The sequence below is a fragment of the Halomonas sp. I5-271120 genome (genome assembly GCF_030553075.1).
GTDB lineage: Bacteria > Pseudomonadota > Gammaproteobacteria > Pseudomonadales > Halomonadaceae > Onishia > Onishia taeanensis_A.
The window spans coordinates 3,339,955-3,363,680 of record NZ_CP130701.1; the positions used below are offsets into that span (position 1 = coordinate 3,339,955).

The window sequence follows — 23,726 nt, forward strand, 5'->3', positions numbered from 1 at the left end:
TCGGACGGATTTTGTCGCTTCATTAAGCGAATCATCAATATGGGTTTAGTAAAGTTTTATTAACACTGCAAGCATGAATCCCTTAAGGCCAACGCAGTATCAACGTCTACAAGCGGGGCGGCATGCACCAATGACAGCCACCGATACCTTGACCGTTGTCAACAATTTTGGCGTAAAGGCGAATGGTTAGCCCATTGTCGCAGAGAAAATCGTGGCAAAACCTCTAGAGTGTCAACAATCGGTTCGCACAGAGGCCGCATGTGGCTACTTCTCTGTGTACACCCAGGATGCTCATTTCCATTTAAGGTACTGCCATGAGCCGCTATCAAGACACCTATCGTCATGCCATCGATCGCCCCGAGTCTTTCTGGGCAGAACAGTCCCATCGCATTCCCTGGATCACCCCGCCCAAGACGATTCTCGACTATGACGAGCATGGCCATGCGCGCTGGTTCGTGGATGGCGAGATGAACACGTGCCATGCCGCCCTGGATTATCATGTCGAGCAGGGCCGTGGGCAGCAGGCTGCTGTGCTGTGGGATTCTCCCGTCACCGGGCAGCGTAGACGTCTTAGCTATCGTGAAATGCGTGATGAGGTGGCAGTGTTTGCCGGTGCGCTGGCCGGGTTAGGAGTCAGCAAAGGCGATCGTGTGGTGATTTACATGCCCATGGTCCCCGAAGCCCTCGTAGCCATGTATGCCTGCGCTCGGCTGGGGGCCATCCATTCGGTGGTGTTTGGCGGTTTCGCCCCTCACGAACTTGCCCTGCGCATCGACGATGCTGAGCCCAAGGTGGTAATAGCCGCCTCCTGCGGCATTGAGATCGACCGGGTCATTCCCTATAAGCCAATGCTTGATGAAGCGCTGGCGCAGAGCCAGCACCAGCCTGAGGCCTGCGTGATTCTGCAGCGCGATCAGGCCATTGCAAAGCTGGGGGCTCGAGACCATGACTGGGCGTCTCTGGTTGCTCAGGCAGAGCCGGCTCCTTGCGTGCCGGTCAAGGCGACCGACCCGTTGTATATACTTTACACATCTGGCACTACCGGCAAGCCCAAAGGCGTGGTGCGTGATAATGGCGGCCACGCCGTGGCCCTTCACTATTCAATGGACGTCATCTACGACATGGCGCCTGGTGAAGTGTTCTTTTCGGCCTCTGACGTTGGCTGGGTGGTGGGGCATTCCTACATCGTCTATGCGCCACTGCTGCGTGGCTGCACCACCCTTGTCTATGAAGGCAAGCCGGTGCGAACGCCCGATGCCGGCGCCTTTTGGCGCTTGATCGCCGAATACGGCGTGAAGACGTTCTTTACCGCACCTACGGCCTTTCGTGCCATCAAGAAAGAAGACCCGGACGGCAAGTGGCTAGAGAAATACGACATTTCCTGCCTCAAGTCGCTGTTCCTGGCCGGTGAGCGGCTCGACCCGCCGACGTACTATTGGCTGAATGATCTGTTGAAGATTCCCGTGATCGACCACTGGTGGCAGACCGAGACCGGCTGGCCGATTGTCGCCAATCTTCAGGGGCTGGCCCCCATGCCTAGCAAGGCAGGCTCGGCGACCTTCCCTGTACCCGGCTTCAATGTGCAGGTGCTGGGGCGCGATGGCGACCCGGTCGCGGCGGGACAAGAAGGCAGCGTGGTGATTCGTGAGCCAATGCCGCCCGGCTGCCTGGTGGGCATATGGGGCGACCCGGTGCGCTTTCAGCATGCCTATATGTCGGCCTTCCCGGGCGCTTATCTGACCGGTGATGGCGGCCACTTCGACGATGAAGGGTACCTGTTCATCATGGGGCGCACCGATGACGTCATTAACGTGGCCGGGCATAGGCTTTCCACCGGCGAGATGGAAGAAGTGCTTGGGGGTCACCCGGCGGTGGCCGAGTGCGCGGTGATCGGCATTCACGATGCGCTCAAGGGGCAGGTGCCGGTAGGCCTCGTCATTCCCAAGGACGGTTTCGACGGCGATGAGCCGGCCCTCGAGGAGGCGTTGATTGCGCTGGTGCGCGAGCGAATCGGCGCCATTGCCAGCCTCAAGCAGGTGTTGGTGGTCAATCGTCTGCCCAAGACCCGTTCGGGCAAGATCCTGCGCAAGCTGCTGCGCACCATCGCCGATGGTAAGGAATTCTCGATTCCCTCTACCATCGATGATCCGACCAGCCTGCAGGAAGTGCATGACTTGATGTGCGACCGTGACCTGGGGCTGGCCGCGCAGGCCAAGCCACGGGACTAATAGCCTTGGAAGACACCGGGTCTCAAGCGAGCCATGGGTGCATGGCGCTGCCTAATCGCCAGTAGGGGCGGTGAGCGCCGCCACGCACCCAAGGCCTGCAAAGCAAAAAGGCCGCCCTCTAGAGAGGGCGGCCTTTTTTATGGCATGTCGGCAGATGGGGTGGCTTTTAAATATCCAACAGGCTTGTGTCAGGCCGTCGCCTCGCTCTGTCGGCTATTCAGTTGGCGCTGGTGTTGCCAGGCCACGGCAAGTGAAAGGGTAGCCAGTGTCACGATCAGGGCCAGGAGGTTTGTGCCGCCAAGGCCAAGCGTCAGATAGCCGGCGAGGGTGGATAACGCCCCCAGGCCGGCATAGGGCAGCTGGGTGAGTACATGATCGATGTGATGGCAGGCAGCGCCGGTGGAGGACAGGATGGTGGTGTCGGAAATCGGTGAGCAGTGATCGCCGAAAACGGCGCCGGCCAGCACTGCCCCCATCATCGGCAGCAGCATGGCGAGATCCGTGGCGGCGGCCATGTCGCCGGCGATGGGCAGCATGATGCCAAAGGTGCCCCAACTGGTGCCGGTGGCGAACGCCATGATGCCAGCGAGCACGAACAGCAGCATTGGCAACCATTGGGCGGCAAGGACACCTTCGACGAGGCTTGCCAGGTAAGCGCCCGTGCCCAGATCCGAGATGATGCCGGTCAACAGCCAGGCCAGTACCAGGGTGTACACCGCCGGCAACATGCTGTGAATGCCGTGCAGCAGGGCCAATCCCGTGCGACGGCGCACCGACGAGCGAGGCCACAACATGGCGAGGGTGGCGAGCAGCGCCACGGCGCCGCCGACCAGCAGCGATCGAGCGACGTCGGTCTGCTCGAAGGCGCCAAGCAGGCTGAAGGTGAGGCCATCGGCATCGAGTGCCGCCGCCCCGGTGTAGAAGATCATCGCCACGGTGGCCGCTACCAGAATCAGGATCGGCAGCAGCAGGTCACGGGTGCGGCCGCCTTGCGCCTCTTCGATGGTCAGGTTGCCGGGCGGCTCGCCGCGCGAGGCGTCGAACACCTGGCCTTGGCGGGCCATGTCGGAATGGCGGCGCATGGCGCCGATATCCAGATCCAGCCAGGCGCTGAGCAGGACCAGCACCAAGGCGCTGATGGCATAGAAATTCAGCGCTGATATTTCCAGAAAGGCCTGCAGCGCCGTGATATCGGTGACTGCATGGGCGGTGAGTACACCGCCGACCAGGCTGATGATGTAGGCGCCCCAGCTGGAGATCGGGGTGATCACGCAAACCGGCGCAGCAGTGGAATCGATCAGGTAGGCCAGCTTGGCGCGGGAGATACCCTGGCGGTCGGTCAGCGGGCGACTGATGTTGCCCACTGCCAGGCTATTGAAGTAGTCATCAATGAAAATGACCGCTCCCAGCACGACCGTGGTGACCTGAGCGCCACGGCGAGTTCTGACGTGTTCACGTGCCCATTCACCGAAGGCTCTGGTGCCGCCGGACAGGGTGACCAGTGCCACCATGGCGCCCAGCAGCAGCAGGAAAGCAAGGATGGAAAGGTTCCAGATGTTGGCGTTACCTAGGCCGGTGGCATCGCTCTCGGGCAATGTCCAGAACACGCCGATCAGCCGTCTGGCAAGGCTTTCAAGGGTCGCCAGCGGCTGGAAGTCATTGAGCAGCAGGGCGCCGACCAGGCTGCCCATCGTCAGCGAGAGCAGTACGCGACGGGTGATCACTGCCATGCCGATGGCGACCAGCGGTGCCAGCAAGGACAGATACGAGGTGGCGTGTGAGGTCAGTTCCATGATGATTGATATCGTGTCGGGCGCAGGGCGCGATTTTTTATAGAAGAGAATGATACAGCGGCACTGGGGCGCGGATTATGCCCGAGTGGCGGGGTGGGAGAAAGACACGAAAGGTAGCCACAGTAAAAAATAGGGCGGATACGTGAAAGCCTGGCGGATGGGCGACAAGAAACCTCGTTTCATGGAGATACTTGCGCATAAATCCATTCTATGAAGAATGGCGGGCACCAACACGACACAGGGTGCCCAGCGTTACCATGGATGTTTCATTCTCTGATCTCTTTACCCAACTGGTCAGCGCCGGCAACGGCCTGATCTGGGGCAGCGTGCTGATCTATCTACTGATCGGTGCCGGTCTGCTGTTCACCATCATGACCGGCGGCGTTCAGTTCCGTTATTTCGGTCACATGTTCAAGCTGCTCAGGCGCTCTCGTGAAGGCGGCGAAGGCATCTCTTCCTTCCAGGCCCTGTCGACCAGCCTGGCTGCGCGGGTGGGTACTGGCAACCTGGCCGGTGTGGCGGTCGCGATCTACTTCGGTGGTCCCGGCGCTGTCTTCTGGATGTGGATGACGGCCATCGTCGGCATGTCGACCAGTTTCGTCGAGTCGACCCTGGCACAGGCCTATAAGGTCAATCACGGTGACCAGACGTTTCGCGGTGGTCCGGCCTACTATATTGAGCGTGGGCTCGGCTCCCGCTGGCTGGCTACGGCATTCTCGGTGTGCCTGATCATCGCTTTCGGCCTTGCCTTCAACAGTGTGCAGGCCAACTCCATTGCACTTGCCATGGAGCAGGCCTTTGAAGTGCCGACCTGGATTGTGGGTGTGGCCCTGGTGGTGGTCGTCACGCCGATCATTTTCGGTGGACTGAAATCGATCGCCAAGGTTGCCGAGCTGATCGTGCCGCTGATGGCGGTGCTGTATCTCGCTCTGGCCCTGGTCGTGGTGGCAATGAATGCGTCCGAACTGCCGGGTGCGATCATGACCATCCTGCGCAGTGCCTTTGGCATCGAGCAAGCCGCTGGTGGCGCGGTGGGCTATGCCGTGGCACAGGCCATGATGCAGGGCATCAAGCGCGGCCTGTTCTCCAACGAAGCCGGTATGGGCTCGGCGCCCAATGCCGCTGCGACCGCCAGCACGACACCGAACCATCCGGCGGCCCAGGGCTTCATCCAGATGCTTGGGGTCTTCCTCGACACTCTGGTGATCTGCACCGCGACGGCGGCGATCATCATCATCTCCGGCCCGATGATGGACAGCGGTGATTCACCCAACGGCATTCAGCTCACTCAGATGGCGCTGTCTTCTCACGTGGGCGATTGGGGGGGCATGTTCATCGCTGTGGCCATCCTGCTGTTCGCCTTCACCTCGGTGATTGCCAATTACTCCTATGGCGAGAGCAATATCGAGTATCTGGCCGGTCCGCGCCGCGCACGTACTGCGGTATTTATTTACCGCCTGGCGGTGTTGGCAATGGTGATGATCGGCTCGGTGAGTAGCCTGAAGGCCATCTGGGGCTTCGCCGACCTGTCGATGGGCATGATGGCGCTGATCAACCTGGTGGCGATTCTGCTGTTGTCGCCGCTGGCCGTGGCGCTGTTCAAGGATTACGACCGCCAGATGCGCGCCGGCGTGGAGCCGGTCTTTGATCCGCGCCGCTTCCCCAAGCTTGCCGGCAAGGTTGATCCCAAGGCTTGGCCCGAGCGCGATGCCTCGGCCACATCCGAGAGCAACCAGCCCGCTCAGGCGCGCTAAGCGCGTTTCACCCCTTCGGGTGAGCGGGTATACTGATCTGCACGAAGGGCGCCACGGCTTATGCCGTGGCGCCCTGTGTTTCGAGGGTTCCCTCACCCCTCCGTTTTCCAAAAAGGTGACTGATGTTCACGTTGACCCCCGCCCAAGCCAGCCGCTGCATGGCCATTCTGGTGGCATTTCATATTACGGTGATTGCCGCCAGCAACTATCTCGTTCAACTGCCTTTCACGCTGTTTGGTTTCCATACCACCTGGGGCGCGTTCAGCTTCCCGTTCATTTTTCTTGCCACTGATCTGACGGTGCGACTCTTTGGCAAGGGGCCGGCGCGAATGATCATTGCCCGGGTGATGCTACCGGCGCTGCTGGTGTCTTACGGCGTGTCGGTGATCTTCCCTCAGGGCAGTTTTGCTGGATTCGGGGCTCTGACGGAGTGGAACCTGTTCGTGGGGCGCATTGCCCTGGCGAGTTTCATGGCCTATGTGTTGGGCCAGTTGATGGATATTCAGGTCTTCGACCGGTTGCGGCGCCTGCGTGCCTGGTGGGTCGCACCGGCGGTGTCGACGCTGTTTGGCAATCTGGCGGATACCTTCGCCTTTTTCTCGATCGCCTTCCACGAAAGCCCGGATGCCTTCATGGCCGAAAACTGGCCGGAAATTGCCTGGGTCGATTACAGCATCAAGCTCGGCATCAGCCTGCTGTTGTTCCTGCCGCTTTACGGTCTGCTGCTTGGCTGGCTGAGTCGCCGTCTGGTGGCCTGGACGGGGCAACGCGATCGCGATCCGGCAATGGCCAGGTGACGCCTGGGACGGTTACCGGCTTTGCTTTATGTCTTTCACGGGCTTTCACTGACGTTCACCGTCCCTCATCGATAGAGGAGATCTCATGACAGCGGAATTGCATACCCTCGACAGCGGCGGAGAAGGCACGCCGCTGGTGGTCATTCATGGCCTGCTGGGCAGCGCCGACAACTGGCGTTCTCACGTCAAACAGTGGGAGCGTCGCCACCGAGTGGTGGCGCTGGACCTGCGAAATCACGGACGATCGCCGCATCTGGAAGGCATGGCCTACCAGGCCATGGCCGAGGATGTGCTGGCGGCGCTGGACCGCCTGGAGATCGCACGCTGTCATCTGTTGGGGCACTCGATGGGTGGCAAGGTTGCCATGAGCCTGGCGCGCCTGGCGCCTGAGCGCGTTGCCTCGCTGATCATCGCCGACATCGCCCCGGTCACCTACGACCACGGTCACGATGAGATCTTCAAGGCATTGCGCCATGTCGAGGCAAGCGACCCGGCCAACCGCCGTGAGGTCGACGCCTTGATGGCCGAGTACATCGACGAAAAAGCGATTCGCATGTTTCTGGCGACCAACCTGGAGCGTGACGAGGCGGGCGGCATGCGCTGGCGGATCGGGCTCGATCAGATCGAGGCGGGGTATGAAGACATTCGTGGCGAGCCGGCCGGGCAGGGCGCCTTCGAAGGCCCGAGCCTGCTGCTGCGCGGCGGACGTTCGAATTACGTGACCGATGACCTGGTGCCGGCGGTTAAAGAGGTATTGCCGTCAGCGCAGATTGCGACCCTGGATGCCGGTCACTGGCTGCATGCCGAGCAACCCACGGCCTTCCAGCGGTCCGTGAGCGAGTTTATCGATTCGCTCGATTAGTCCTCTCGCGGCTGAGGGGCATCGTCGCTGTCCAGCCGGTGAATCGTCAGCGATGCACCGGCTTTGTCCCCATCCCTGTGTTTATCCAGGGCGCGGCTGAGGATCTTGTAGGTGTCGATATCGAAGGCAACCGGCTGGTCGTCGAGTGCTGCAAGAGACGCTTCATCCAGGGTCTCGACGCTGCCCAGATAGCACCAATGATCGACCAGGTGCCAAGCCAGCGTGCCCTCGGCATTGGCAGCGGTACCCTCGCCGATGGCGACTCGGCCGGGCCAGGGCCAGTGCTGCACCCGTAGCCTTTCCAGGGCCTCCCGAGCGCGAGCGTCGTGGACGTCTCTGGGTTCTTCGCCGTGGCAGGCGCCACGACAGCGCCCCAGTTGGCTCGAGAAGCAGCGCCCGCGTCCCTTTTCCAATCCCAACAGGCGCGGGCAGAGCCCATGGTGCTCGGCGATTTGCTTGAGTGCCTGCCGTGCCTCTTTGGCGGCGCGAAATAGGCCGTACAACGGTACCTGCGGGTGCGTCGTGATTTCCTCAGCCGCCACCAGCCTCGGCGCCTTCTCGCCTTGCGGCCATTGCCAACCCATCAGCCGGCCTTGGCGACGCAGCCGACGATTCATGATAGGAAGCTGGGTCTTGATCAACCGTGCTTCGAGAAGCTGGGCCCCCAGATCGCCCGCCGTCTCGTGCCACTCCAGATCCTGAATCTGCTGGGTGAGCCGCATCTTGCGGTCCTGACTCAGGTCGTCATGAAAGTGCGACAACACCCGGGCACGCAGATTGACGCTCTTGCCGATATAGAGCGGCAAGCGATTGTGCCCATAGAACAGATAGACCCCGGGGCGTTCAGGGATCTCCTGCAGTAAACCGGGATCGAGCTGGTTTGGCAGGCTCGGCATACGTCGCTGACCAGCGATCAGGGAGGCGAAGTGATCGCCATCCACCTGGTGTTGCCAGTGCTGCCAAAGTGCGAGCAACGCCTCGGCATCGCCTTCGGCTCGATGACGCTGATGGCCGGTAAGTCCGTGACGTTCGATCAAGGCATCCAGGTTGTGGTGTGGGTGCTCGGGCGCCAGGCGCCGGGACAGCTTGAGGGTGCAGAGCGTCGAGGCACGAAACGCGATATCAGCGCGAGCGAACTCGTTGCGCAGAAAGCCGTAGTCGAAGCGTATGTTATGCGCGACGAGTTCGGCGTCACCGAGAAAGTCGCGCAAGGCGTCGGCCAGGTCAGCAAAGCGTGGGGCATCTGCCACCATCGCATCCGAAATGCCGGTCAGGCGCTGGATCTGCGCGGGAATCGGTTGGCCCGGGTTGACCAGCTGCACGAACCGCTCCACCACGCTGTCTTCTTCAACCTTCAGGGCGGCGATCTCGGTGATTCTATCCCGAGTGGTGCGTGTCCCGGTGGTTTCCAGATCCAGAAAAACCTTGGTCATGTGGCCCTGCCTGATGGTGAACGGTAATGCTTACGACGAGCCAGGGTTCACGGCGAGGCGTTTTAACGAAGTGATCTCGTCGATGAATGCCTTTTTCTTCAGGAAGTGTTCAAAACTGGCGTAGCGACTGTCATTCAGCATGGCTGGGCTTGGCGACATGCGCCTAAGGCTTGCCTCCCAGGCTTGCTGATTGGCGTCGCTCTCAAGGCTTGGCTCCTGATTGACGAGCAGGGCCCAAGCCTCATCCGGGTGGTTGATCATCCAATTGGTGGCCTCCTCGAGAGCGCCAAGCAAATGGTCGATGTCATCGCGCTTGGCATTCAGGTGGTCCCGGTTGGCGATCAGTACCAGGCCGTCATGCAGCGGCAGGCCGTGCTCCTCGGGGAGGAAGCGGCGGGTGGGAACGCCTTCCTGGCCGAGCAGCGCCGGTATTACGTTGCGAGGTGCGCCAATTAATGCGTCGACGCTCTTCTCGGCAAGTGCGCGCACCATGGCAAAGTCGATTTTCTCGAGCGTTACGTCGTTTAACGTCATGCCGTGATGATTCAGCATCGTCGCAAGTACGGGGTTGATGCTGTCCTGAAAGGCATAGCCTAGGGTCTTGCCCGCCAGGTCAGTGATGTCGGTGATGTCGCTGTCTTCACGGACGATCAGGGAAGAAAGCGGGGTGTCGATCAGGGTGGCGACACGCACCAGCGGTAGTCCCTTGTCGATCAGCATGTGCAGTTGCGGCTCGCGTCCTACCGCCAGATCGGCACGTCCGGCTGCCACCAGTTTCGCCGGCACGCTGGGGTCAGCCGGGGTGGTGATGGTCAGCGACACTCCACGACGCTTGAGTTCACCATGCGCCTTTGCAATCAGCAGAGCGGCGTGCTGGGGCGATGGGTACCAGTCGAGCACCAAGCGCAATTCGCGTGTCGGCGGCGGCTCTATGGGTTCTGGAGACCCCTGCACCACCGAGGGAACTTCGATGACTGTCTCCGTTGTCTTGGGCTCACTGCCGGAGGCGGCATCTTGTTTGGATGCACTCGGTGAGTCGCCGCTTGCGGCCTCGCCAGGCAAGGATTGCGGAGAGGGTTGCGGCGACGCTTCTGTCGAGGCTTCGTCTGAAGCCGACGGCGCTTGAGTCTGCGTCTTGTCGTCGGCCGACTGGGCCCAGGCGGGAGCGATCGCCAATGTCGCCGCCAGCAGCATGGCTAGCATCAGCCTCGTGAGTCGGGCGGTGCGCCTGAATGGCAGCATCGAACACGTTGTCATCAACTGAGGACTCCCAAGGCAAAGGGTTTGTCGGGCCCATCGGCCAATTCGGTAGTAGTTTATCCCTCTTGAGCATGTATGAGCCACCCGCTGCCGCGTGAGTACGTCGCTGGCTTCACGTGGCTGTGACATAATACATGCTGGTTTGGCTTGACCACGGATGATCATGGACAGCATCAACACCCTCTTTCTGCTCAGTGGTTTTTTGATTGCCTTGAGCATCCTCGCAAGCCGCCTGTCCACCCTGTTTGGGCTTCCTCTGCTGGTTATCTTTCTCGGCCTTGGCATGCTTGCCGGCGAGGAAGGGGTACTGGGCATCAAGTTCGATGACTACTCCCTGGCCTTTCTGATCGGCCACCTGGCGCTCGCCATGATCCTGCTCGATGGTGGCCTGCGCACCCGTTTGAAAACCTTCCGCGTGGGCTTCAAGCCTGCATTGTCGCTTGCCACCCTGGGTGTTTTCATCACCAGTGGCGTGGTGGGGCTGATTGCCATGTGGGTCTTCGACCTTACCCTGATCCAGGGCTTGCTGGTCGGGGCCATTGTCGGCTCTACCGATGCCGCGGCCGTGTTTTCGATGCTTGGCGGTCAGGGCATCAACCTGAACGAGAGGGTGGGGGCCACGCTCGAAATCGAATCCGGCACCAACGACCCAATGGCGATTTTCCTGACGCTGACACTGGTCGAACTGCTGGTCGGTGATCTGGGGGGCGTGACCGGCACCCTGATGTTCCTGCTGTCCCAGTTTGGCCTGGGCCTGGCGATCGGCCTGGGGGCCGGCTGGTGCATCGCGCGCCTGCTGCGCTGGTTGGACCTGGCACCGGGGCTTTATTCGCTGCTGGCGCTGGCACTCGGTTTCTTTGTGTTCGGCGCCACCAGTTGGCTGGGCGGTAGCGGCTTCCTCGCCATCTATTTAACGGGGCTGATGATTGGCAATCAGCCAGGGCGCCATCTTGATTTCATCCTGCCAGTCCACGACGGCCTGGCATGGCTCAGCCAGATCGGGCTGTTCCTGGTGCTGGGGCTTCTGGTTAACCCAAGTGAGGTATTCGAGTTCGCGCTACCGTCGCTGATGGTCGCGCTCGCGCTGATTTTCGTGGCGCGTCCGCTGGCGGTACTGATCGCGATCAAGCCTTTCTTCAAGTTTCGCTGGCGGGAAGTCGGTTTCATTTCCTGGGTGGGGCTGCGTGGTGCTGTGCCGATCGTGCTGGCCATCTTCCCGGTTATCGGCGGCGTCGAGAACGCTTCGCTGTATTTCAATGTCGCTTTTGCGGTGGTGCTGCTGTCGCTGCTGATTCAGGGCGGCTCATTGCCCTTCATGGCACGATGGATGAAGGTCGAGGTCCCCGCCACGATCACGCCGAACCGCCGCGGACCGCTCGGCGTCTTGCCGGAGAACGACTATGAAATGTTCGTCTATAAGGTCGAGGATCAGGCCCTGAACGATGTGCCGATTCGTCTGCTGCGTTTTCCTTCGGGGGCGCTGATCTCGGCCATGTTTCGTCAGCATGTGATGCTGCACCCCAAGGGCAGCACTCGGCTGCGTGAGGGTGATGTGGTCTGCGTCATCGGCCGCAGTGATGATCTTCCAGCCCTGAATCGCCTCTTCAATGGCGATGCAAAACTGGAGCGTGCCCGTGCCTTCTTTGGCACTTTCACCCTGCAGGGGGATGCCTTGATGTCGGACGTGGCCGAAGCCTACGGCCTGACGTTAAGCCCCGGCGAACAGGAGATGACGCTGGGTGAATACGTGTCACTGCGCGTCGGCGGGCATCCGGTAGTGGGCGATGACGTGGACTGGCACGGCTTCCACTGGGTCGTCAGCGAAATGCGCGGTAATCAGATCACTCGGGTCGGTTTACGCCTCTATTATTAGGGACCGGTATTCGAGACAGGCCGTCCGGACATTGCGTCGTAACGCATTGATCGCAAACTGCCTCTTGACGAATCAAGCGAAGCTGGTAGTATATGCATCCGTAAGCCGGAGGGATGGCAGAGCGGTTTAATGCACCGGTCTTGAAAACCGGCGTAGGCTAATACCTACCCAGGGTTCGAATCCCTGTCCCTCCGCCACCAAACAAAGATAAGCCGCTGATTTCAGCGGCTTTTTTTATGTCTAAATTCTATCAGCCCATACTCTAGCCCATACTTTGTACCTGGCTCCTACAAGATGTAGTTGGACTAGCACGGACAATTTCTCCTGTTAGGTCTCCGGCTCATCACTGCCACCCGAGCTTACGGTTCTGTGCCACGAACTGCGCACTGAGTATCCTTGGTAGGGTTTCACCCGTGCCGAATTGGGTGGTGTAAAGGGTAAGATGTCTCAGGAAGGCAGCATTTAGCCTATGGTGGCAAGGGCCGGGAACCAGTCCACCAGCATGCTGGAGAGCCTGGTTAGCGTCCCTGAGACGATCAGAAGCCCCATCAGAATCAGGATCACGCCTGCGATCGGACGGGCATAGGCACTCCACTTGCCCAGACTGCCCCGATAGCGGCTGAACTTGTTGAGCAGCAGTGTGCTGGCCAGGAAGGGTAGGGCCAATCCCATCGAGTACGTCGCAAGATAGAGCATGCCGGCCTGGGCATTGGCGGTGGTCGAGGTGGCCATCAGGATGGCGCCCAGGATCGGGCCGATGCAGGGCGTCCAGCCGATGGCGAAGGAAACGCCGAAGAAGGTTGCTGCCATGGGGGAGCCCCCTCGCAACTCGGGCGACCACTGAAAGCTGCGCTGTAGGGCGGGCAGTCGGAACACGCCGGTCATGAACAGGCCGAGCACGATGACAATGCTGCCGGTGATCCAGTTGAGCTCCTGACGATAGCCGCGCAGAAGCTGGCCGATGCTGGTCACACCCAGGCCCATCAGGATGAAGACCACGCTGAATCCGAAGACGAAGAAGGTGCTCAGCAGCAACGCCTCGAAGCGCCGATCCGCCTTGCCGGCACTGCCGCCGGTGACTACCGACAGATAGGCGGGCAGCAGTGGCAGGGTGCAGGGCGAGAAAAACGACAGCAGCCCGCCGACGAGGGCGCCGATCAGTCCAATGGACGAGAGCGTTTCCACGAGTCACTTTCCTTCAGTGCGACGTAGCAAATGGGATCACCATCAGTACCGCTCCACCGATACCCGCATTGACGATGATGGCGCGCTGTGGCCTCAGCAAGATACACGCTTACAGGTCTCTGGCGCGATTGGCCTGTTGGGAAAGTCGCATCGCCTCGTGTTCCTCCATCTTCAGCAGCTGCTGGATCAAGGTGCGTGCCTCGGGGATCTCGGCGCGGCCTTCTAGATATTGATACAGCTCGACGACCTGATCATGGAAGGCGAATACCTCACGACAGATCTCATCAAAACTCATGTTGGCGTAGGGCAGGTCACACTCCTGATGGGGCGAGATGGGCGGATGGGGCAAGTAGTCATAGACCCAGGTATGCAGGGCCTTGGGATCGGCCTGCTGCTCGAAGCTCGCCACGGTACTTTCCAGGTTCGCTTCATGAGTGGCAAGGTACTCAAGCAGCGCTTTGGCCCGGGGTTCATCTTGCTGTACAGAGCAGTGCTGCAGGCACTTGGCCAGGAAGCCATGGAGCTCCCGGGTCCAGTCGATGAGATCCTGAAAGGTTTCGACTTGCATGTTGACGCCCTCTTGTGTTATAGGATGCTTGGTCGGCGATAGGCCTGCACCAAAGCGGTGGTTCTCGCAGGATACCCTTGCCGGATGCCTTGGCCCATGACTCGCATCAAGTACGGCTGGCGCAGGGTGTGAATGACCTCGATCTATCCATTGGCCCCTGTAGGGCCGCGACTCATCGGGCTGGGCGACGGCCATAGAGCCCCTTGAACACCATCTCGAAGACGCTGTCGCGACTCGTGCCGGCAAGCGTCAGCGTCGAGGTGATCGCCTCGCTCATCAAGGTCTCCCATTGCCGATAGGGATTGTTGCTATCGACCGGCGTTGGCATGGTCTCCACTATCTCGGCCAGCCACTTCACGCTGCCCATCCAGGGCGCGAACCGCTCCGAGAATATCAGCCGGCTGGTCCGCGCCGGATGCAGTTGACGCAGTGCCTCGGCGGACCAAGGTGTAACGAACAATCGTACCCAGGGCCCGACGAAGGTCTCGTAGAGGGCCACATTGTGCGTGGAAAGTGCTTTTACCTGCTCGAACGCCGGTTCCTGCTCGGGGTAGTCCAGCTCCTCCACGCGGCGCTCCTCGAAGTGCACCTGAAACTGCGGCTTGTGGCAGTCGGGATCGCCGGTGGGGTTGTCGATCTTCATCTCGTAGAGCCCCGGCGCGAGGTCATTCAGCTCGCCGACGCTCTCGAGGATCGCCCGGTGCTCCAGCCGTGCGACCTTGGCGGAAACGAAGATCCCCAGATGGCCGACATGCGGATTGAGCAGATAGATGATGCGCTGGCCAGCGGCCTTGAGTGCCTGGTGGGGCGGGGTGATGTTGTCGCCGCTGGAGGCGAAGATCACCAGCGGGTTGCGGATGTGCTTGAGGTCGACGGTACACCCCGGGCAGATCTGCAGTTCACCACGCTCGAGCTTGTTGCCGATGAACAGGTTTTCGACGATGGCGGTGATCTCCTCCTTGCTTAGCGTATAGAAACCCGCCCACCAGCGCTCGAACGCCAGGAACCGCTCGCGCTGGCCGTCGATGTCGGCAAACAGCTGGTAGTCTTTCTGCCACAAGGTATTCGCCGGCTTGAGGCTCTCGAAGTTGGCGGCCAGATGGGCGCCGTCGAAGCGCCCGTCTCCTAGGTCTGCTATCAGGTGGGTCAGCCAGGCCCCTCCCAGCAGCCCGCCGGCCAGGCGCATGGGATTGACCCCGGATTCGCCGGACCAGTAGGACAACGGCGAGCCGTTGAGAACTGCCGGCCCGACCAGGCCCTCACAGTCTGCGGAGAGCAGGACGATGGCCCAGACCGCCTGGCAGTTGCCGTAGAGCACCGGCGGCTTGCCGGGGTGACGCTCCCCCAGGGTCTCGACGAAGCGTCGCAGGACATGCTGCACATCCTCCAGAGTCTGCCCGGCAACGGGCTCGGGGAAGAAGATCACGAAGTAGACCGGGTGCCCCAAGTGGAGCGCCATGCCCACCTCGGAGTCGCGCTTGAAGCCACCGATGCCGGGCCCATGACCCGCGCGGGGATCGATGATCATGACCGGCGGCTTGCTCTCGTCGAGACAGTCCTCCAGGCAGTCGTCGCCGACCCGGGTGATGCGCAGCAGGGCATAGTTGGCAGGCCGCGCCAGTTGCCGACCATCGAGGATCATCTCGTAGTCGAAGTCGAGCAGTGGCGGCTTACCCGCCTGCTCATGTTCGAGCATTTTATCGGCGCGCTCACGCAGGGTATCCAGGTAGCGCAGACCGCGCCGCCACAGGTCGCCCTGATAGGCGAGCAGTTCCGTTGCTGCGTTGCTTGGGACAGTAACCTCATCTGGACCGGGTGCGGCCATCTGCTCGGGCAGCTCTTGTGATGCTGCCGGTTGGCGCTTGCGCTTGGCCCGGCGGACCGTTGGTGCCTTGTCTGTCGCTGTGTTGGCGGTCATGGTGACTTGCCTCTCGGTATTAGGCTGTCATTGATTGGGGGTCGACGCCGATCTTGACTCGAGCCTCGGACAGGAAACGGTAAGGCGGAACCTCCAGATTGATCGGTGTTGGTTCCGTCGTGAATGTCGCCCCTATGCAACCTCCTACCTTCGACGCGCCGATGAGAAAGCGTCGTTGTTTCATGATCGCCTCCTGGAATCGAGAGCCGTCACCACTCTGAGGGCGGCACGCAGAGATGCTCGATGAGACACCTCTTACTGTCTTTTTTTAGTGTAGAGGGCGAAGCTGAAACCAGGCTGAGTCCAGTTAGCTAGGCCTAATCGTGCGGTGTTCGATCACTTGCTTTGGCACCCGCCGCCCCTGACTGCACTGACTCACAGATAAGCCTCGACAGGCCGCGCGGTCACAGGCCGCTTACGGTGACCGCAGAAGAATGGGTGCCTCCGATCGCTAGATAGGGACGGGAGAGTGATACTCGCCGGGAGTCGAAGATCAGCATTCAGCATCGATTCAGCTTGGCGGGATACGCTTTCTAGGGATAAGAATCGCATCGCAGTACGTGACATCTCGTTCTGCTTGCCTCTTGGGTTGCCCATAGGCCTCAGACTGGCATCGAGCTCGCTGGCGTCCAGCGGTGAGGCGTTGATGATAAAGGAGAAGGGCGATGAACGAACTGGTGTATTTCATGCTCTGGGCAGGACTCATCTTCCTGATGATGCGCTTCGGCTGCGGTGCTCACGTGATGGGGCATGGCCGTGACAAGGGCAAGCATGGCGAGGTGGCGTCAGAGAGCCGGGCGGCCTCCGAAGGCCCGCGCTGGATTCCGCCAGCCGAAGACGTGGATCCTGTCTGCGGCAAGACCGTTAGCACCGAGAAGGCCAAGCCGAGCGTCCACGACGGTTCCGTCTATTACTTCTGTTCGCGTGACTGTCGGGAACGCTTCGAGGCAGCGCCCGAGCAATATGTCAGCCCGGATACCGAAAGTCGGCCAGCCCAACTGGAGAACCAAGATGCCTGACGTCGATCCAGCTCCGATGGCCAAGCCCAGGTCGCGTCATGGCACGCCCTTGCCGGGTCAAGCCGCGCCGCGGATTCCCGTGATCGCACTGGGGATGAGCCTGGGGCTATTTCTGGCAGTGACCTTCATCCTATGTGTCGGCTTCGACTTGCTGTTTCCCGACCAGGCGATGTACGAAAGCTGGTTGCGATTCCTGCCTGGCTTCACCTGGTTGAGTTGGCCAAGTTTTTTCCTGGGCCTGGCTGAAAGCTTCGGCTACGGCTGGTACGTGGCCCTGGTCTTCGGCCCGCTCTACAACTTCTTTGTCACACGCCTCCACCGGCACAGCGGAGCCTAGGCTATGAACGAATCCATCAATCATACCGGGGCCTGGGGCCTCGCGCTGATCGTCATCGTCTTGGTGTCCTGGTTCTTCTATCGCTATTTCGCACCGAAGAACTGGCGCGAATGGGCCGGTGCCGGCGCGGTGCAGGCCTTCATCATCGCGCTCTACGCCGAGATGTATGGCTTTCCACTCACTATCTATCTGCTGGTGCGTTTCTTCGGCCTGGATAGCGAGTATGTTAGCGCCAGTCTCTGGTCGACGCTGGTGGGGCTGGGAGAAACCGGCATGCTTGTCTCCATGCTGCTCGGTTATGGACTGGCGTTTACCGGTATCGGGATCTTTATCCAAGGCTGGCGGCAAGTCTACAAGGCACGGCGCGAGGACCGCCTGGTTACCGGAGGACTGTATGCCCTCGTACGGCATCCGCAATACACGGGTTTGTTCATCGCCTTGTTCGGTGAGGGGGTGGTGCATTGGCCAACGCTATTCTCGGTTGGTTTGTTTCCGTTGATCGTAATCACCTATGCCTGGCTGGCCCATCGCGAGGAACAGCAGATGCTGGCCCATTTCGGTGACGCCTATCGCGCCTATCAGCGGAGGGTGCCGATGTTCATTCCTCGCTGGGGGCAGTGGCGAACGCTAGCCGATGGATCACGTATTTCTCATGATGAGCAGGCAGGGCGGCACTAAGAGCTCTTGCCAGAATCCCGGAGTGGCGGCCACTTAAGGCCGAAATGCCATGATCCAGGCCGAACGTTGACCGAAGTCGAGAGCTGCATGCGTTCGCCTCTTCAGCTTGACCCTTGGGCAACACACAGGTCTTAGCCTGACATCAGAGTGCCTCATGACGAAAGGAGATCCGACCATGTGGGGCGATATGATGGGGTATATGGGCAACGATGGCTGGGGGCATGTGCTCTTCGGCGGGTTCATGATGGTGCTGTTCTGGGGCGCCGTTATCGCCTTGGCCGTTTTCTTGGTACGTCGCCTGAGCCGGGGGCGGGGCGACGCCATGGACCCGCCGCGGCCAACGGCACTGGACCTTCTTCAAGAACGCTATGCCCGGGGAGAGATCGACCGTGAGGAATACGAGCAACGCAGGAACGATCTGCGTCATTGATGGATCTGCATGAGCACCATGGCGACAAATCGATCACGGAACAGGCGATCCTGAGATTCCATCTGCCAATGAAGGCGACGGAGACGATTCCATGAAACAAGATCAGCACGACCATTGTCACGGGCATGCATCGCATGATGTATCAGCACGAGGCAGTGGCGAGACGGACCACGTCTCTGCCGGCTGCCAGGGAGACCACCAGAGTGTCGACCAGTACATCTGTCCGATGCACCCGGAGGTGGTGGCCAACCAGCCGGGTGACTGCCCGAAATGCGGCATGCACCTCGTGCCCGTGGTAAGCGATGACCCAAAGGCCCTCGCCGGCCATGACGATACTGTCCACGACCAGTGTCACGAGCACGAGGCGGACCATAATGCCAACCATGAGGCTAGTACGCCGGTGCGTGGCGGCAAGTACGACAAGGTGCCGGCCGGGCATGCCGGCGCCGTCTACACTTGCCCGATGCACCCCGAGGTGCGCCAGACCGCCCCCGGCGCTTGCCCGTTGTGCGGCATGGGGCTGGAGCTGGAATCGTCGGCGGTCGGCGATGAGGGGCCGAATCCCGAGCTGATCGACTTCACCCGGCGCTTCTGGGTCGCGGCCATCTTCACGGTCCCGTTGCTGGTGCTGACGATGTCTCCCTTCCTGGGCCTCACGGCGATCCGCGACGTTTTCGGCGAGCGCACCACGCTGTGGATCGAATTCGTCCTGGCGACGCCGGTGATCCTGTGGTCGGGCTGGCCGTTCTTCGTCCGCGGTGTCAACTCTTTTCGGACGATGAATCTTAACATGTTCAGCCTGATCGCCATGGGAGTCGGCTCGGCCTATCTGTTCAGCATCGTCGCGCTGCTGGCGCCGGGCATCTTTCCCGAGGGCTTTCGCGACGAGAGCGGCAATGTCGGCGTCTATTTCGAGGCCGCTGCGGTGATCGTCGCGCTGGTCCTGCTGGGTCAGGTGATGGAGTTGCGCGCCCGTGAAGGCACCGGCAAAGCGATTCGCGCGCTGCTGGACATGGCTGCCAAGACCGCGCGGGTGATCCGGCCCGATGGCAGCGAAGAAGAGGTCGCGCTGGATGACGTGCAGGTGGGTGATCACCTGCGGGTGCGGCCGGGTGACAAGGTGCCGGTGGACGGCGTGGTGGTCGAAGGCCGCTCCTCGATCGACGAGTCGATGATCACGGGCGAGCCGGTGCCTGTGGAAAAGGTCGACGGCGACAAGGTCACCGGGGCCACGATCAATGGCACCGGCAGTCTGGTCATGGAAGCCACCCGTGTCGGCGCCGATACCATGCTCAGCCAGATCGTCGAGATGGTGGCAAATGCCCAGCGCTCCCGCGCGCCGATCCAGAAGTTCGCCGACAAGGTGGCGGGCACGTTCGTCCCTGCGGTGATCGGCGTCGCCATTCTCTCCTTCATCGCCTGGGCGATCTGGGGGCCGGCGCCGGCGCTGTCCTATGCGCTGGTCTCGGCGGTGGCGGTACTGATCATCGCCTGTCCCTGTGCGCTGGGCTTGGCCACGCCGATGTCGATCATGACGGCCACCGGGCGCGGCGCCCAGCTGGGAGTGCTGATCAAGAATGCCGAGGCGTTGGAGCGTTTTGCCAAGGTCGATACGTTGATGGTCGACAAGACCGGCACCCTGACCGAGGGCAAACCGAAGCTGGTGGCGGTGTTGCCGGAAGAGGGGCATGACGAGGCCGAGGTGCTACGCCTGGCGGCCAGTCTGGAGCGCGGCTCCGAACACCCGCTGGCCGAGGCGATTGTAGGCGGCGCCGAGGAACGTGGGGTGACACTCGCCGATGCCAGCGATTTCGAGGCCGTGACCGGCATGGGCGTCAAGGGTGTGGTCGACGGCAAGCCGGTGGCGCTGGGTAATGCCAAGCTGATGGCCGAACTGGGCCTCGACGGCGGCAAGCTGTCGGACACCGCCAATGACCGCCGTGACCAGGGCGAGACGGTGATGTTCGTCGTACTCGACGGCGCCATCGCGGGTCTGGTCAGTGTCGCCGACCCGGTGAAGGAGACAACGCCCGAGGCACTGAAGGCGCTGCACCAACTGGGCTTCCGCATCATCATGGCGACGGGCGACAACGAGCGGACGGCGAAAGCGGTGGCTGGGCGACTGGGCATCGACGAGATCCGCGCTGATGTGATGCCTGAAGACAAGGCCCGCATCATCCGTGAACTGCAGGAACAAGGCCGCAAGGTGGCGATGGCGGGCGACGGGGTCAATGATGCCCCCGCCCTGGCTCAGGCCGATGTCGGCATCGCCATGGGCACCGGCGCCGACGTGGCGATCGAAAGCGCAAGCTTCACCCTGGTCAAGGGCAATCTCGACGGCATCGTGCGGGCCCGCAAGTTGTCGCTGGCCACGATGCGCAACATCAAGCAGAACCTGTTCTTCGCGCTGATCTACAACGGGGCCGGCGTGCCTGTCGCGGCCGGGGTCCTGTTTCCGTTCCTCGGTATCCTTATCTCGCCGATGTTCGCCGCCTTTGCGATGAGCGCGTCGTCCTTGTCGGTGGTCACGAATTCGCTGCGGCTGCGTCGGGTGAAGATCTGACCATGGTCGAGGACAAGCGCTAGGACTTCTTCTCGGGACCCAACAACTAAGTGCTGTGTGGGCATCGCCCCTATGGGGCCTACGTCCCGCGGCGTATCCAGCAAAGAGGTGCCAGCATGGAACGCAAATCAACGAAGCAATGGCTCAACGCAATCGTGGCAGGGGTCATGCTGGGCGCATCGATGGCCGCGATGGCAGCCGGTAGTCGCGCCTTCGTGCCGATGGGCTCGGCAGATGCCATTGGCGTCATTGACCTGGAGAGCTACCAGGTGATGCCCTCCATTCCGAATACCCTCAATACGCACGGTTCTGCACTAACGCCGGACGGTCGCTACCTGATCGCCGGCAGCCTCACACCACGCGATACGAAGGAAAACGTCAGCCCCCCGGAGGGCGTGACGGAAGACGAACATGCGGCCCATCACGGTGGCGGAGAAAAGTCAGCGGCCAATCAGCAGAACACCGGCGTGCTGTATATGATGGATACGACCACCAATGCCATTGTGCGAAAGCTGGAAGTTCCCGGCCCGGTTCATCATGTGCTGGTGACGGCCGATGGTCGCTATGCCGTCTCGACTCATCCCATGGGGGGCAGCATCAGCGTCGTGTCGCTGGATTCCGGAAAGCATATCGAGACGGTGGCAACGGGTCCGAATCCGAACTACGTCGTCGAAAGCGAAGACGGTCAGTCGCTGCTGGTCAGCAACGCGGGTAACGGGACGGTCAGCGAAATCGACACTCAGCACTGGTTCGTTGAGCGAAACCTGCGTGTCGGCGGCAGCCCGGAGCATATGGTGCTCTCACGCGACAATCAGCGGCTCTATGTCAATGATGACTCGGCCGGACGCGTCGTCGTGATCGATCTGCCTGCCGGCAGCGTGACGGGCGAATATGAGGTCGGCGATGCCCCCCATGGTGTCGGTCTGAGCCCAGATGGGCAAATCCTCTACGCGACCAGCCAGGGCGATGATCGGTTAGTCCGGATTACGCTCGACGACGGGACTCGGCAGAGTATCACCCTGTCCACGGCCCCTTACCATCTGGCGGTGGTACCGGATGATGGCCGGCTGCTTGTCACCAGTCGTGAGGAAAGCAAGCTCTGGGTGCTCGACCCGGCTTCTCTCGAGGTTCTATACACCATTTCGCTCGATGGAATAGGTCACCAGATCTCACTGGACACGCGATAGAATTATTTCTTCTTACGATCGAGAAGGATTCATGGCAGCTAGCGCACATCAGGGGGGCATGGCCAGGCCGGTTATATGCCATCGATTGGGTGTGGCATGAATCGTCGCATGGCTGACTGGCATCTACTGCGTGATCGAGAAGGGGATCGGCCTGTACTAGATCGGCACGGGAACCAAGCATCGATGAGACGCAAGGTGAACTGCTAGGAGAAAGATAATGGAGCCAATGGATAGAACGCCACAATATAAAAAAGATAGCCTGTCTCTGGTCGGCGCGATTGCTTTAGGGACCGGGGTCATGATTGGAGCTGGCATATTTGCCTTGACAGGACAGATGGCCGAGATGACGGGAGCGCTTTTCCCTCTTGCCTTCTTGTCATCGGCACTAATCGTCTCCTTCAGTGCCTACTCCTATGTGAAGATGTCTAATGCCTATCCTTCGGCAGGTGGGATCGGCATGTATCTGCAGAAAGCTTATGGATCGACGCTACCTACCGCTTTTCATGCGCTCTTGATGTATTTCTCCATGGTGATCGCTCAGAGTTTCCTGGCGAGAACCTTCGGGTCCTACACACTTGAACTCTTCGATCTAGGAGATAGGTCTCTGTATGTGCCTCTACTGGGTGTGGCGCTGCTTATTTCTGCATTCTTAATCAACCTCACCGCCAACAAGTTGATCCAGGGCGTTGCATCAGTAATCGGGTTCATAAAAATTGGTGGGATTCTATTGTTTGGCGTCGTCGGTGTCATATTCGCCGACTCCGTCGGTATGGAAACCTCGGCATCGGCTCCTGAGGGGTCTTTTACAGGCTTTCTGGGTGCGACTGCGTTGGGTATTCTGGCCTTCAAGGGGTTCACGACGATTACCAACAGTGGCTCAGAGATAAAAGATCCCCATCGCAATGTCGGCAGGGCGATCATGATATCGATCGGTTTTTGCGTCGTTATCTATGCGTTGGTGGGGTTTGCAGTAGCGAGTAACTTGTCCCTGACGGAAATCATCGAAACTAAAGACTATTCACTTGCGGCTGCTGCGCGGCCGGCTTTTGGAGAGGCCGCCGTTTGGTTTACCGTCATTCTTGCCATGCTGGCCACCGCGGGTGGCATCATTGCCAGTATATTTGCAGTCTCACGCATGTTGGCAATGCTGACGGAAATGGAACTGGTGCCGCATCGTCACTTTCATATGCCAGGAAGTATCCAGAAGCATACCCTGGTCTATACCGTCGTGCTTGGTTTGGTTCTGACGGCATTTTTTGACCTTAGCCGTATCGCCGCACTTGGTATCATCTTTTACTTGATCATGGATATCGCTATTCATTGGGGGGTGTTGCGTCATCTTCGCAAGGAAGTCGGTGCCAACCCAATCGTGCTGGTTATTGCGATACTGCTGGATGTCGTCGTGCTGGCAGGCTTCCTTTGGGTAAAAGCGACGACAGATCCCCTGGTGCTGATAGTAGCATCGGTTGTCATGGCGGCTATCTTGGTTGGCGAACGTCTCTTTCTGTCTCGTAAAGAATCATCAAATCACAGCGACAACATGCATTCCCACTGATTTCAGAGGAGCAGGATCATGGAGGTAAAAACGTTTGGTGATCTGGTCGACTGGACACGCCAGCTTCATGAGAATCTGGCACGCTGTCTTTCTCATTGTGCCGATCATAATGAAGAAGAGCGTGCCAGGATGCTGCTTACTTATCTGGCGGATCATGAGAATGAGATGGAATTTGTTGTCAGAGAGTTCAAGCGTCGAGCCGCCCCCAAAGCATTGAATACCTATATATATGATCATCTGGAACACAAGCCCGATCCGTACGCATCGAACCTGTGATGCACCCTAT

Annotated in this window: 20 protein-coding genes and 1 tRNA gene; 14 read left to right on the plus strand and 7 right to left on the minus strand. The window is 60.3% G+C overall.

Going from position 1 to position 23,726, the window contains the following annotated elements; translation table 11 throughout:
* The first annotated feature begins 314 nt into the window (after window positions 1-314).
* The gene (locus Q2K57_RS14965; RefSeq protein ID WP_112056333.1) at window positions 315-2,228 is read left to right on the plus strand and encodes a propionyl-CoA synthetase; all 1,914 of its coding nucleotides are present in this window, start codon (window positions 315-317) and stop codon (window positions 2,226-2,228) included.
* Window positions 2,229-2,416: 188 nt separating this feature from the next.
* Here the strand turns inward: Q2K57_RS14965 and Q2K57_RS14970 are convergent, their stop codons facing one another.
* A complete protein-coding gene (locus Q2K57_RS14970) occupies window positions 2,417-4,021 on the minus strand; it encodes a Na+/H+ antiporter NhaC family protein (protein WP_304525581.1) in 1,605 nt (534 codons plus the stop codon).
* Window positions 4,022-4,278: 257 nt separating this feature from the next.
* Here Q2K57_RS14970 and Q2K57_RS14975 point away from each other — a divergent pair, with 257 nt between their 5' ends.
* The 3 genes from Q2K57_RS14975 to Q2K57_RS14985 all read left to right on the plus strand — a co-directional run bounded on the left by Q2K57_RS14975 (window position 4,279) and on the right by Q2K57_RS14985 (window position 7,434).
* Window positions 4,279-5,775 (plus strand): sodium:alanine symporter family protein, encoded by a 1,497-nt coding sequence (locus tag Q2K57_RS14975; RefSeq protein ID WP_112056332.1) that lies wholly within the window; start codon window positions 4,279-4,281, stop codon window positions 5,773-5,775.
* Between the two features lie 122 nt (window positions 5,776-5,897).
* The gene (locus Q2K57_RS14980) at window positions 5,898-6,572 is read left to right on the plus strand and encodes a 7-cyano-7-deazaguanine/7-aminomethyl-7-deazaguanine transporter (protein WP_304525582.1); all 675 of its coding nucleotides are present in this window, start codon (window positions 5,898-5,900) and stop codon (window positions 6,570-6,572) included.
* Window positions 6,573-6,657: 85 nt separating this feature from the next.
* Window positions 6,658-7,434: an alpha/beta fold hydrolase gene (locus Q2K57_RS14985; RefSeq protein ID WP_304525583.1), complete on the plus strand. Its 777-nt coding sequence runs from the start codon at window positions 6,658-6,660 to the stop codon at window positions 7,432-7,434.
* Here Q2K57_RS14985 and Q2K57_RS14990 read toward each other — a convergent pair.
* Window positions 7,431-8,867 carry a 3'-5' exonuclease family protein gene (locus tag Q2K57_RS14990; protein WP_304525584.1) on the minus strand — a complete coding sequence of 479 codons (1,437 nt, stop codon included), beginning with the start codon at window positions 8,865-8,867 and terminating at the stop codon, window positions 7,431-7,433. The two genes, Q2K57_RS14985 and Q2K57_RS14990, sit on opposite strands and share 4 nt — an antisense overlap.
* A 30-nt stretch (window positions 8,868-8,897) precedes the next feature.
* Window positions 8,898-10,070 (minus strand): ABC transporter substrate-binding protein, encoded by a 1,173-nt coding sequence (locus tag Q2K57_RS14995; protein WP_304525585.1) that lies wholly within the window; start codon window positions 10,068-10,070, stop codon window positions 8,898-8,900.
* Between the two features lie 220 nt (window positions 10,071-10,290).
* On the opposite strand from Q2K57_RS14995, the gene Q2K57_RS15000 reads away from it, so the two are divergent.
* Together Q2K57_RS15000 and Q2K57_RS15005 are read left to right on the plus strand one after the other, a co-directional pair.
* A complete protein-coding gene (locus Q2K57_RS15000; RefSeq protein WP_304525586.1) occupies window positions 10,291-12,000 on the plus strand; it encodes a potassium/proton antiporter in 1,710 nt (569 codons plus the stop codon).
* 107 nt (window positions 12,001-12,107) lie between these two features.
* Window positions 12,108-12,197, plus strand: a tRNA-Ser gene (locus Q2K57_RS15005).
* Window positions 12,198-12,462: 265 nt separating this feature from the next.
* Here Q2K57_RS15005 and Q2K57_RS15010 read toward each other — a convergent pair.
* The 4 genes from Q2K57_RS15010 to Q2K57_RS15025 all read right to left on the minus strand — a co-directional run bounded on the left by Q2K57_RS15010 (window position 12,463) and on the right by Q2K57_RS15025 (window position 15,855).
* Entirely contained in the window at window positions 12,463-13,185 is a 723-nt protein-coding gene (locus Q2K57_RS15010; protein WP_112056323.1) for a cytochrome c biogenesis CcdA family protein, read from the minus strand.
* Window positions 13,186-13,294: 109 nt separating this feature from the next.
* Entirely contained in the window at window positions 13,295-13,753 is a 459-nt protein-coding gene (locus Q2K57_RS15015; protein ID WP_112056322.1) for an ATPase, read from the minus strand.
* A 172-nt stretch (window positions 13,754-13,925) separates the two neighbouring features.
* A complete protein-coding gene (locus tag Q2K57_RS15020; protein WP_168709141.1) occupies window positions 13,926-15,671 on the minus strand; it encodes a DUF3141 domain-containing protein in 1,746 nt (581 codons plus the stop codon).
* Window positions 15,672-15,690: 19 nt separating this feature from the next.
* Entirely contained in the window at window positions 15,691-15,855 is a 165-nt protein-coding gene (locus tag Q2K57_RS15025; RefSeq protein WP_168709072.1) for a hypothetical protein, read from the minus strand.
* Window positions 15,856-16,336: 481 nt separating this feature from the next.
* On the opposite strand from Q2K57_RS15025, the gene Q2K57_RS15030 reads away from it, so the two are divergent.
* The 8 genes from Q2K57_RS15030 to Q2K57_RS15065 all read left to right on the plus strand — a co-directional run bounded on the left by Q2K57_RS15030 (window position 16,337) and on the right by Q2K57_RS15065 (window position 23,716).
* The gene (locus tag Q2K57_RS15030) at window positions 16,337-16,690 is read left to right on the plus strand and encodes a YHS domain-containing protein (RefSeq protein ID WP_112056319.1); all 354 of its coding nucleotides are present in this window, start codon (window positions 16,337-16,339) and stop codon (window positions 16,688-16,690) included.
* Complete coding sequence (locus Q2K57_RS15035) at window positions 16,683-17,027, plus strand: DUF5676 family membrane protein (RefSeq protein ID WP_205742485.1); 345 nt, start codon at window positions 16,683-16,685, stop codon at window positions 17,025-17,027. The genes Q2K57_RS15030 and Q2K57_RS15035 overlap by 8 nt, the downstream gene beginning before the upstream one ends.
* Window positions 17,028-17,030: 3 nt before the next feature.
* On the plus strand, window positions 17,031-17,705 hold the full coding sequence (locus Q2K57_RS15040) for an isoprenylcysteine carboxylmethyltransferase family protein (RefSeq protein WP_112056318.1): 675 nt from the start codon (window positions 17,031-17,033) through the stop codon (window positions 17,703-17,705).
* A 175-nt stretch (window positions 17,706-17,880) separates the two neighbouring features.
* On the plus strand, window positions 17,881-18,135 hold the full coding sequence (locus Q2K57_RS15045; protein WP_205742484.1) for an SHOCT domain-containing protein: 255 nt from the start codon (window positions 17,881-17,883) through the stop codon (window positions 18,133-18,135).
* Window positions 18,136-18,226: 91 nt separating this feature from the next.
* Entirely contained in the window at window positions 18,227-20,698 is a 2,472-nt protein-coding gene (locus tag Q2K57_RS15050) for a copper-translocating P-type ATPase (RefSeq protein WP_175070158.1), read from the plus strand.
* Window positions 20,699-20,814: 116 nt separating this feature from the next.
* Window positions 20,815-21,885, plus strand: a complete 1,071-nt coding sequence (locus tag Q2K57_RS15055; protein ID WP_112056316.1) for a YncE family protein — start codon at window positions 20,815-20,817, stop codon at window positions 21,883-21,885.
* 226 nt (window positions 21,886-22,111) lie between these two features.
* Window positions 22,112-23,440: an APC family permease gene (locus tag Q2K57_RS15060; RefSeq protein ID WP_240724537.1), complete on the plus strand. Its 1,329-nt coding sequence runs from the start codon at window positions 22,112-22,114 to the stop codon at window positions 23,438-23,440.
* Between the two features lie 18 nt (window positions 23,441-23,458).
* A complete protein-coding gene (locus Q2K57_RS15065) occupies window positions 23,459-23,716 on the plus strand; it encodes a hypothetical protein (protein WP_240724529.1) in 258 nt (85 codons plus the stop codon).
* The last annotated feature ends 10 nt before the right edge of the window (window positions 23,717-23,726 follow it).

What these genes read in the sequence shown, in the direction of transcription:
- Q2K57_RS14965 (WP_112056333.1), top strand. Translation starts at nt 315, where the DNA reads ATGAGCCGCTATCAAGACACCTATCGTCATGCCATCGATCGCCCCGAG.
- Q2K57_RS14970 (WP_304525581.1), bottom strand. Translation starts at nt 4,021, where the DNA reads ATGGAACTGACCTCACACGCCACCTCGTATCTGTCCTTGCTGGCACCG.
- Q2K57_RS14975 (WP_112056332.1), top strand. Translation starts at nt 4,279, where the DNA reads ATGGATGTTTCATTCTCTGATCTCTTTACCCAACTGGTCAGCGCCGGC.
- Q2K57_RS14980 (WP_304525582.1), top strand. Translation starts at nt 5,898, where the DNA reads ATGTTCACGTTGACCCCCGCCCAAGCCAGCCGCTGCATGGCCATTCTG.
- Q2K57_RS14985 (WP_304525583.1), top strand. Translation starts at nt 6,658, where the DNA reads ATGACAGCGGAATTGCATACCCTCGACAGCGGCGGAGAAGGCACGCCG.
- Q2K57_RS14990 (WP_304525584.1), bottom strand. Translation starts at nt 8,867, where the DNA reads ATGACCAAGGTTTTTCTGGATCTGGAAACCACCGGGACACGCACCACT.
- Q2K57_RS14995 (WP_304525585.1), bottom strand. Translation starts at nt 10,070, where the DNA reads ATGCTAGCCATGCTGCTGGCGGCGACATTGGCGATCGCTCCCGCCTGG.
- Q2K57_RS15000 (WP_304525586.1), top strand. Translation starts at nt 10,291, where the DNA reads ATGGACAGCATCAACACCCTCTTTCTGCTCAGTGGTTTTTTGATTGCC.
- Q2K57_RS15015 (WP_112056322.1), bottom strand. Translation starts at nt 13,753, where the DNA reads ATGCAAGTCGAAACCTTTCAGGATCTCATCGACTGGACCCGGGAGCTC.
- Q2K57_RS15020 (WP_168709141.1), bottom strand. Translation starts at nt 15,671, where the DNA reads ATGACCGCCAACACAGCGACAGACAAGGCACCAACGGTCCGCCGGGCC.
- Q2K57_RS15025 (WP_168709072.1), bottom strand. Translation starts at nt 15,855, where the DNA reads ATGAAACAACGACGCTTTCTCATCGGCGCGTCGAAGGTAGGAGGTTGC.
- Q2K57_RS15030 (WP_112056319.1), top strand. Translation starts at nt 16,337, where the DNA reads ATGAACGAACTGGTGTATTTCATGCTCTGGGCAGGACTCATCTTCCTG.
- Q2K57_RS15035 (WP_205742485.1), top strand. Translation starts at nt 16,683, where the DNA reads ATGCCTGACGTCGATCCAGCTCCGATGGCCAAGCCCAGGTCGCGTCAT.
- Q2K57_RS15040 (WP_112056318.1), top strand. Translation starts at nt 17,031, where the DNA reads ATGAACGAATCCATCAATCATACCGGGGCCTGGGGCCTCGCGCTGATC.
- Q2K57_RS15045 (WP_205742484.1), top strand. Translation starts at nt 17,881, where the DNA reads ATGTGGGGCGATATGATGGGGTATATGGGCAACGATGGCTGGGGGCAT.
- Q2K57_RS15050 (WP_175070158.1), top strand. Translation starts at nt 18,227, where the DNA reads ATGAAACAAGATCAGCACGACCATTGTCACGGGCATGCATCGCATGAT.
- Q2K57_RS15055 (WP_112056316.1), top strand. Translation starts at nt 20,815, where the DNA reads ATGGAACGCAAATCAACGAAGCAATGGCTCAACGCAATCGTGGCAGGG.
- Q2K57_RS15060 (WP_240724537.1), top strand. Translation starts at nt 22,112, where the DNA reads ATGGATAGAACGCCACAATATAAAAAAGATAGCCTGTCTCTGGTCGGC.
- Q2K57_RS15065 (WP_240724529.1), top strand. Translation starts at nt 23,459, where the DNA reads ATGGAGGTAAAAACGTTTGGTGATCTGGTCGACTGGACACGCCAGCTT.